This is a genomic window from uncultured Slackia sp. (assembly GCF_944321625.1).
GTDB lineage: Bacteria > Actinomycetota > Coriobacteriia > Coriobacteriales > Eggerthellaceae > Slackia.
Genome location: NZ_CALUMA010000115.1, coordinates 1 through 8,143, shown reverse-complemented (window position 1 = coordinate 8,143; position 8,143 = coordinate 1). Strand labels below are relative to the sequence as shown.

At 59.2% G+C, this 8,143-nt stretch carries 8 protein-coding genes; 4 read left to right on the top strand and 4 right to left on the bottom strand.

Annotated features, from left to right (window positions below; translation table 11 throughout):
- Positions 1-280: 280 nt before the first annotated feature.
- The 4 genes from Q0J60_RS09585 to Q0J60_RS09570 form a co-directional block, all read right to left on the bottom strand.
- Positions 281-1,210, bottom strand: a complete 930-nt coding sequence (locus Q0J60_RS09585) for a ParB N-terminal domain-containing protein (protein ID WP_294440972.1) — start codon at positions 1,208-1,210, stop codon at positions 281-283.
- Positions 1,203-1,964 (bottom strand): ParA family protein, encoded by a 762-nt coding sequence (locus tag Q0J60_RS09580; protein ID WP_367178836.1) that lies wholly within the window; start codon positions 1,962-1,964, stop codon positions 1,203-1,205. The genes Q0J60_RS09585 and Q0J60_RS09580 overlap by 8 nt, the downstream gene beginning before the upstream one ends.
- 129 nt (positions 1,965-2,093) lie before the next feature.
- Positions 2,094-2,696, bottom strand: coding sequence for a hypothetical protein (locus tag Q0J60_RS09575; protein ID WP_294440969.1), 603 nt, complete (start codon positions 2,694-2,696; stop codon positions 2,094-2,096).
- Positions 2,697-2,794: 98 nt separating this feature from the next.
- A complete protein-coding gene (locus tag Q0J60_RS09570; RefSeq protein WP_294440967.1) occupies positions 2,795-3,184 on the bottom strand; it encodes a YraN family protein in 390 nt (129 codons plus the stop codon).
- Positions 3,185-3,674: 490 nt separating this feature from the next.
- Between Q0J60_RS09570 and Q0J60_RS09565 the strand changes: the two genes are divergently transcribed.
- The 4 genes from Q0J60_RS09565 to brxC all read left to right on the top strand — a co-directional run.
- A complete protein-coding gene (locus Q0J60_RS09565; RefSeq protein ID WP_294440964.1) occupies positions 3,675-3,878 on the top strand; it encodes a YlcI/YnfO family protein in 204 nt (67 codons plus the stop codon).
- Positions 3,879-3,883: 5 nt separating this feature from the next.
- A complete protein-coding gene (locus Q0J60_RS09560; RefSeq protein ID WP_294440962.1) occupies positions 3,884-4,486 on the top strand; it encodes a BrxA family protein in 603 nt (200 codons plus the stop codon).
- Between the two features lie 95 nt (positions 4,487-4,581).
- Positions 4,582-5,088: a DUF1788 domain-containing protein gene (locus Q0J60_RS09555; protein WP_294440960.1), complete on the top strand. Its 507-nt coding sequence runs from the start codon at positions 4,582-4,584 to the stop codon at positions 5,086-5,088.
- A gap of 12 nt (positions 5,089-5,100) precedes the next feature.
- Positions 5,101-8,143: BREX system P-loop protein BrxC (gene brxC, locus Q0J60_RS09550; RefSeq protein ID WP_294440959.1), on the top strand; the 3,043-nt coding region annotated here is incomplete at its 3' end.

Sequence of the window (8,143 nt, the reverse complement as noted above, 5' to 3'; positions counted from 1 at the left end):
GTCATCTTCTTGATCCTTCGCATCATTCGCCGCCTTGATATGGTGGAAGCTTGGGCGACGTCCTTTCTAAGGGGCGCGGGGTATCCCCCGCATGGCGCGAGTCGGCGCGTCCCCGCGTCGCGATGCGCCCGGCGGCATGGCCCCTCCCCTTGCGTCATTGGAGACGGGGCGGGGCGGAGGGTCGCCGGAAGGCGTCTCTGCCGCCATCTATCTCGTATACACGAGATAGGCTACTTGCTGGAAACGGTTCAGGTGCCCCTGTCGGGCACCTGTACGATGTCTATCTGCCTTGGATGAGCCTCGAGGCTGTCTCCGCGATCTCATGAAGCGCTTGTCTGTCCAGCTCGCTCGGCGGGGTTTCCGACTTCGACTCGTAGCGCCTGAGCGCGCGAAGGGCGCTTGCGAGCGCAGCAGCGGGCTTCGGCTCGACGACCTTTTCGGCTTCCTCGGCCTCGGGCTCGGCGGTCGACTTCTTGAGGAACTCGGTCGTCTCCTTCTTGCCCAAACCCTGCGCTTCCCAGGCTGCATGGAGCTCTTCCTGCTCGGCCGGTTCCAGGTCGGCAAGGATGCCAACGGCATCCGCCGAGAGCGCGTCCGCAAGCGCGGCCTCGCGCCATTGCGGCGTGAGTCTTTCCTCGATCTTCCGCGCGAGCGACTCCTGGCGCTGGATGGTCTTTCCGGATACCTTGCGCCCCGTCTGCTCCGAGATAATCGCCGCCTTGATGTCCTCGGTGCGCACGCCGGAAAGCGCGGGGTTCTCCGCCCTCATGCGCTCGACCTCGACGCCCAGCGCGCGGCTCGCGGCGGCGCGTTCCGTCACGGTGAGGCTGCGCACGAAGTAGTTTGCTGCGTGCAGCAGGATGACCGATTGCTCGTCGGATATGTCACGGATAATGCGGCAAGGAATGAGCGCGTATCGTTCGTCTTCGTGGCTGAGCATGGCGTAGGCGGCCTTGCGGCGGTGTCCGCTCACCATCTGCCATCTGCCGTCTTCGAGCTTGCGGACGAGGGGCAGGTCGGTCAGGCCCTCCTCCTTGATGCTCCTTGCGAGCTGCGCGATGCCTGCCTCATCCATAGAGTAGGCGGTGTTCGCGGGGTGATCCTCTATCTCGTTCACGGGAATCTTCTCGACGGGGTAGTCGTTGCGGGTCGCGGTGCTCTTGTCGAGCAGTCCCGAGATGGTGAAGCCCGATGCGGTCGATTTAGCCATGGAGCACCTCTTCCGCCAATGCTTCGTAGTCCTTCGCCGGACGGCTGTCGGGCTTGAACGTCGCTACCGGCTGCCACTGCCAGCTCCCCTCGCACACCTTCGAGCTCGCGTGTATGACGGTGGCGAACTGGTTGTCGGGGAAGTAGGCGTCCAGCACGCCGGCTCCCGTGGCCTCCGCGTTGGTCATGAGGCCGGGCACGCACGTGCGCAGGATCCGCCATTCGGGCGTGGGCATGCGCAGCGCGTCGGAGATGGAGTTGATGGCGCTGATGGTGAGCGCGGTGCCGCGCATGACGGTGGAGTCGAGCTTCACCGGCACGACGACCATCCCGTCTCCCGCTGCGGCCAGGTAGGCGTTGAACGCGAGGCGCTTCATGGTGGGGCTGCAGTCGACGATGCACATGTCGTAGTCGTCCGCGCAGTCGTCGAGCGCGAAACGCAGGCGCTGCTCGCGCAGCAGCAGCTCGTTCTGGTCGACGAGCTCAATGGTCGAGGGCACGACGGAGAGTCCGTCGGTCTCAGTCTCGAAAGCCACGTCGCCGACGGGAGCTCCCTCGTAGAGCAGCTCGACCGCGCCGCGCCGCTCGCTGGATGCCCGGTCGTAGAGCCCGAAGAAGTCCGTGGCGGACGCCTGCGGGTCCAGGTCTATCAGGAGCGTCCTCAGGCCCCGCCTGGCGTAGATGGTGGCGAGGTTGACCGCAGTGGTGGTCTTGCCGACCCCGCCCTTGTAGTTCGATACCGCGATGGTGCGCATGTCGAATGCCTCCTTTGCATCGGGGAATGCCGCCGCGATATGTGGAAGATGCGGCGGCATCCCGTGTCCGTATACCCAGTATACCCCTAAACCGTTCATTAACGAACGGTTTAGGGGTGGAAAGGCGAACTATCTATGGCTGGCTATGCGCACGGTATCCGAAGTCACGCGGTTGTTGGGGTTCCAGGACCAGTCGCCGTCGTGGTCGTACCTCGACACGAGCGGGGTCCCATCGTCCATAAATCCGACCACCGGGTAGGGCTTGTAGCTGTCGTCGATCTCGCGAACCCAGACCTCATCGCCCAATGCGAGGCTGGATGTCGCCACGACTTCGGCACCCAGGAAGTCTCCCAGGCGCTCGCCCTCGGGCATGGAGGCGTCGAAGACGCGCAGCATCTCGTCGAAGTCGTACTCGTCCTGCTCGACGAAGCCCTCGTAGGGCGGAATCCTCTCGACAATACTCCAGCTTTCGATGACGTAGATGCCGTTGTCGCCGGGGTTCATCCGCGAGTCGGTGGTGTAAGCGTCGATGCCCACCGAGCACGTGCCTCCGAAGAAGTTTCCGGCGACCTGGGCGAGGCGCGCCCATCCGTAGCTGTCGGCGCTCGGAGCCCGGTAGCCCTTCAGCTCGCAGTAGCGCAGCAGCGGCTCGACCGTATCGCGTCCGCCGTTCCAGTGCAGGTACAGCCCGATCTCTCGCTTCGGCGTGGTGACGACTGCTCGGCTTCCCATGATGCGTTCCCTTTCTGTGGAGAAGTGAATCGGTTGGTGCGCCGCCCCGAGCCGGTGCCCGAGGCGGCTTATGTCGAATCCGGCTGGACCGGGAGGTGCTAGTCGGTCTCGCCGGCGGTGATCTCGCAGCCGAGGCAGTTGATGTGGTGCCTCAGTAGCGCGCGGCTCTCGCCGATGACCATCATCGCGATGCTGTCGAAGCGGATGGGCAGGTCAACGAGCCCCTCCTCTCCGTCGTGCTCGGCCAGCCAGGCCGCCGCCGCGATCTCGCGCCTCTCGCGGGACGCCACGCCGCCGTCCTCGGGCATGCCCCTGTCGGTGCCGCTCCTCGCGTAGACGTCGACGAACACGATCGCGTCGTCCTCTCTCGCCACCACGTCGATGGCGCTGCCGCCCTCTGACTTCCAACCGGTCTCCACGACCTCATAGCCGCGTTGGATGAGGAACCTTGCCGCCGCCTTGGTGGCCTTCTCCTTGAGTTCGTACATAATGACCTCCTAATGTCTAGGCGGTTCGCCCCTTTGGCCTTCCGCCTTGTGACGCGGAAGACGCGCGGGTTCCGCCGCTGGCGCAAGGGAGGAAAGCGAAGGAGGCCTTGCGTAGATTTCTCTTCCTCCGGTGTTTGCCGGAAAGTTTTGCCTGAGTCGAACTTTCCCCATCAGGGAAAAGTTTTCGGGAAACATCGCGGACCCTTGCGGCTGCGACGGGTTCCGTGCGGCAATGCGCGTGCAAGGCAGATGGCGAAGGGGCATCGGCTGGCAAGGGGGCGTCTGGCGAAACGGGGAAAGCTTGATGGCGCGCAGCCTTTCCGAGCGGCTGGCGACATGTCGGAAGGAGGGTCGAGAGGGCGGTTCGGCTCCGCCGGTGGAAGATCCGGGGCGCGAGACTCACGATTAACTCGCAGCAAAGGAGTTCGGCCGCATCGAATGTTAGAATACGGTGTATTGCATTTAGCAAGCGCAATTGGAGGAGCGCGAGATGGACTACGCCGACATGCTGAGAGACGGCGCGACGCCTACCGAGATCAGGGAGTACCTGGTCGAAGGTGAGACGACCGCCGTGACCATACGCATCCCGAAAAACCTGCGGGATTCGGCGAAGAAGGCCGCTGCGCTGAGGGGGACGAACCTGTCCGCCCTCATCCGCGAGTGCATGATCGAAGAACTAATCAAGAGAGGCTAATCGGAGTGCGCAAAAGCGAGAAATACTGCTTATCGCTGACGGGTGCTGGTACCTATCGGGCGGAAACCCTGGAGGTGCTGCATGCCTATCTCGAGTGTCGGGATTGGCGTGAAGTCAGACGTCTGGTTGTCGAGGATAACCTGATCAACTTGAATTCGGATGGCAACCGCAAACGCATCGGCGGCGAGATAATCAAGAGGCTCCAGACACTCGCCATTGAAGAGTTGGAGTTTTTTGATGAATCGATAGACGACGATCAGTCGGCGATGCTCTGGGTGGCTCTTTGCCGGACGTATCCGATTCTTTACTCGTTTGGCCGCGATGTCCTCGCTTCAAGGTATGCAAATATGGTTCCCGATTTACCCAAGACCTCCTATTTGGCATTTGCGGAGGAAATCGAGTTCGACCATCCTGAATACGCGCGGCTCACTGAAAGCTCGAAGAAGAAAATTGAGATACGCATTTTCGGCATGCTGAGAGATTGCCGCCTTATCGACAGTGCGTTCTTGATCACGCCGCTGTACCCAAGTGTGCGGTTCGTCGAACTTGTGGGCCAGACATCGTCAGAAGACCTTGAGCTGTTTCCGAAGGTAGGTGCTCTGCTATGACGGCGCACTTTGAACATATTGCTTCGATGGAAGCGCGTACGTTTATCGTCGATCATTTAGCGGACGACACATTGCTTGGGCGAAACGGCTACACTATGAGGCACTCTTCGTATTTGCTACCGTATCCGCCAAGCCAACAGGCGTATGCGAAGGATCTGATCGAGGCGATCTGCACTGATGATCTCCCGAATCGCGGGGTTCGGGCTGCAGTGGTGAACCTCTACGACCTTGTCCTTTCCTATCTGGATGAACAAGAGCTTTGGGTACCGCTTTGCGGCGTCGAGGAGGAATCCACGAGGGAAGAGCTGATCATGATGCTGCAGGATACGTTGAACGTGTCCGAGGTCATCAAGCCCGCTGTCGAGGATGCCATCCGCGCGGCGGACTGCGACATTGTCTTTATCACAGGCGTAGGCGAGACGTTTCCTTTCATCAGGACGCATTCGCTTCTGGGCGAACTCGAAACCGACAAACCCATCGTGCTCGTGTTCCCAGGGGAATACCGTCAGGGTGCCGACGGTTCGACGTCTCTCGACATTCTCAATATTCCATCTGCTGCTAGCGGCGGCTATTACCGCGCCACTAACGTCTTCGACTTGTAGGAGGCTGCATCCATGCTGTTCAAGGATATGTACGACAAACCCATAGACCGCCCGATTGACGCGGTGGTTAAAGCGTCGAGCGTGGAGCATCTTGCAAACGAGCTTGACGAATACGTGATCACCCCGGAACTTGCAGGGCACTTGGCAAGATTTTTCGACGAATACAACGATCCTGACGCCACGGGAAACGGCGCATGGATATCCGGCTTCTTCGGAAGCGGCAAGTCCCATATGCTCAAGATCCTCGCGGTACTGCTTGAAGACCAGGAGGTCGCCGGCAAACGAGCGTACGACTATATCCTTCCCAAATTGGAGGACGATCCGGCGCTCGCCGGGGCTATGGAGGTGGCGCGGAAGAAGCATCCGAGCGAGTCGATCCTGTTCAACATCGACACGGTTGCGCCCAACCAGGGAAGAACGGAGGCCGGCGCGCTCCTCGCCGCGTTCATCAAGGTGTTCAACCGCCACTGCGGCTACTTCGACGGCGACCAGCAACATATCGCAAGGCTTGAATACGACTTGGACCGCGAGGGGAAGCTGGGGGTTTTCGTATCGGAGGTCGAAGCCGCCACGGGAAAGAAATGGGAAGACGTGCGCAGGTCTGCACTGATCCACGCCTCCAAGATCAGCCGCGCGTTCGACATCGCTTGCGGAAACGAGCCGGGTTCCACCGAGAACGTGATCCGATACTACCAGCAGACGTACAAGCCGAGCATCGAATCGTTCGCCGAGCGCGTTGCCGAGTACATCGAGGAGAAGCGTCAGGCGCGACCGGGGTTCAGATTGAACTTCTTTGTCGACGAGGTGGGGCAGTTCATCGCCCAGAACGAAAACCTGATGGTCAACCTCCAGTCGGTTGCCGAGCAGCTCAATACTGCATGCCACGGAAATTCATGGGTTGTGGTTACCAGCCAGGAGAACATGGAGGATATCGTCGGTCAGATGACGGAACGATCCGCAAACGACTTCTCGAAGATCCAGGCTCGCTTCAAAGTCAAGATGCAGCTCACTTCGAAGGATGCCAAGGCGGTCATCAAGCAGAGGCTTCTGGCAAAGACGGCATCAGCCCTCCCGGATCTCGCGAGCATGTACGACAGAAACGAAGCGGATTTCCGCGTGCTGTTCGATTTTGCCGATGGGTCGAAGCGATACAAAACCTATCGCGACGAGGAAGATTTTGTGGGAACCTATCCTTTCGTTCCGTATCAGTTCGACTTGTTCATTACCGCCATGCGAGGCCTCTCTGAATACAATGCATTTACCGGCCGCCATCACTCTACCGGCGCGCGTTCCATGCTCGGCGTCTTCCAGCAGGTCGCCACGGAGCTTTCGCATGGTGGAGGCTCGACCGAAAGCCAGGATCTGGCCACGTTCGACTCTATGTTCGAAGGGCTACGCAATTCACTTAAAAGCGAGGTTTACGGCGCAATCAGCATTGCCGAGACAAATCTTTCCGACAACCCCATAGCGATACGCGTCCTAAAAGCGCTGCTCTTGGTGAAATACTGCAAGGATTTCAAGGCAACCTCTGGAAATCTGAGGGTTCTGCTCTATGGCTCGTTCAAAGAAAATACCGCCACGCTCGAGCAGCAAATCAAAGATGCGCTCGCCGAACTCGAGCGTCAGCTTTACATAAAACGCTCCGCTGACACTAACGCTTACGAGTACTTGACCGATGAGGAAAAAGACATCGAGAAGGAGATAAGAAATACCGAGATACAGCAAGGGGACGTTCGCGACCAAATCGGCGAAATCTTCAAGGATGTTGTTGGCGCCCTTAAGGCAGGGTACGAGAATGGCAAGTTCAGCCATCAATTCCCCTATAACCTCAAGGTAGACGGGGAAGCCGTCGGGAAGTCGCGGTACGACCTGACGCTCGATATCGTTACGGAGCTGCCGAGTGACGGCCTGTATGATATTCCGCGCTCGGGGCCGAAAACACTCTCCGTAGTGCTCAAAGACCCTAACCCGCTGCTCGGCGACGTCAGCACATTTGTCAAGACGAGAAAGTACGTGAATCTCGCAAGCGGATCGGGAGAGGTCAGAAATGCCATTATCGCCGACAAGCGCCAGGCTAACGCGGCGCTTTCCCTGAAGCTGCGCGAGGATTTAAAAGAACAGCTTTCCAACGCGAGGTACTTCGTCAACGGAGTCGAAGTGACCGACGAGGTCGGCGGAAGCGGAAAAGACGCCGTAGCCTCTGTAGCGGGGATATTGGTGAGACGAAGCTACACGGGGCTGCAGCAGCTGAAAGCGAACTATTCGGAGCGAGACGTCTACCAGAGCTGCCTTGCGGCGCAAAGTATGATCGAAGTAACTGTACCCGAGTATGTCGAGACGGTTTTCGGCTGGATCAGGTACGCTGGGGAAAGCGCCACGGTCACGGTCGGCGGCGATGGAGCGACGAGCCTTATTGCCCATTTCACTAAAAACGATTTCGGCTGGCCCGATGTCACCGTGAGAAACGCCGTCGCGATTCTTTATTCCCTCAACAGAATCGAAATAAGGAAGGCGGGCTCTCTCCTGGAGGGCGTGAACCTCGCCAACGCACTTAAGAGCGGCGTCGACATGGACAAGCTCGTCGTCACCAAAGTCGAGGCGGTAAGCCCAGAGACCCTTTCCGAAATCACGCAGGGCTTCAGGATGATTACGGGAATCAACCCAACCGCCAACGACGCGAAGGGCATCGCGCAAGAGCTCGCAGACTATTTGGAACAAGAGCTTCCGATCTACCGAGAAGCACGGGGCAGAGCCGCAGAATATCCTTTCTCAAATATCTACGCAGAGCAACTTTCGATTTGTGACAGGGCTTTGCGCTCAATGCGAAATGATTGGAAATGGCTTTGCGGGGAATTCGTCAGAAGCAAAGACGACATTGCGAAAGCAAAGCAAGAGCTTTCCGCTATGAAGCAGTTCATGGAGGGGTCTGGCGTCGCGGTGAAATGGCGCGAGATCAGGGAGTTCTTCCGGACCCAATTCGCCGAGGCAAAGGATCTGGGAATTCCGCTTGTCTCCGAGGCAGATGCCCTCGATGCCGCCCAGGCGGTTGTTGACG

Coding starts and splice junctions, on each gene's coding strand:
- Q0J60_RS09585 (WP_294440972.1), bottom strand. CDS start 1,210: ATGGCTAAATCGACCGCATCGGGCTTCACCATCTCGGGACTGCTCGAC.
- Q0J60_RS09580 (WP_367178836.1), bottom strand. CDS start 1,964: ATGCGCACCATCGCGGTATCGAACTACAAGGGCGGGGTCGGCAAGACC.
- Q0J60_RS09575 (WP_294440969.1), bottom strand. CDS start 2,696: ATGGGAAGCCGAGCAGTCGTCACCACGCCGAAGCGAGAGATCGGGCTG.
- Q0J60_RS09570 (WP_294440967.1), bottom strand. CDS start 3,184: ATGTACGAACTCAAGGAGAAGGCCACCAAGGCGGCGGCAAGGTTCCTC.
- Q0J60_RS09565 (WP_294440964.1), top strand. CDS start 3,675: ATGGACTACGCCGACATGCTGAGAGACGGCGCGACGCCTACCGAGATC.
- Q0J60_RS09555 (WP_294440960.1), top strand. CDS start 4,582: ATGAGGCACTCTTCGTATTTGCTACCGTATCCGCCAAGCCAACAGGCG.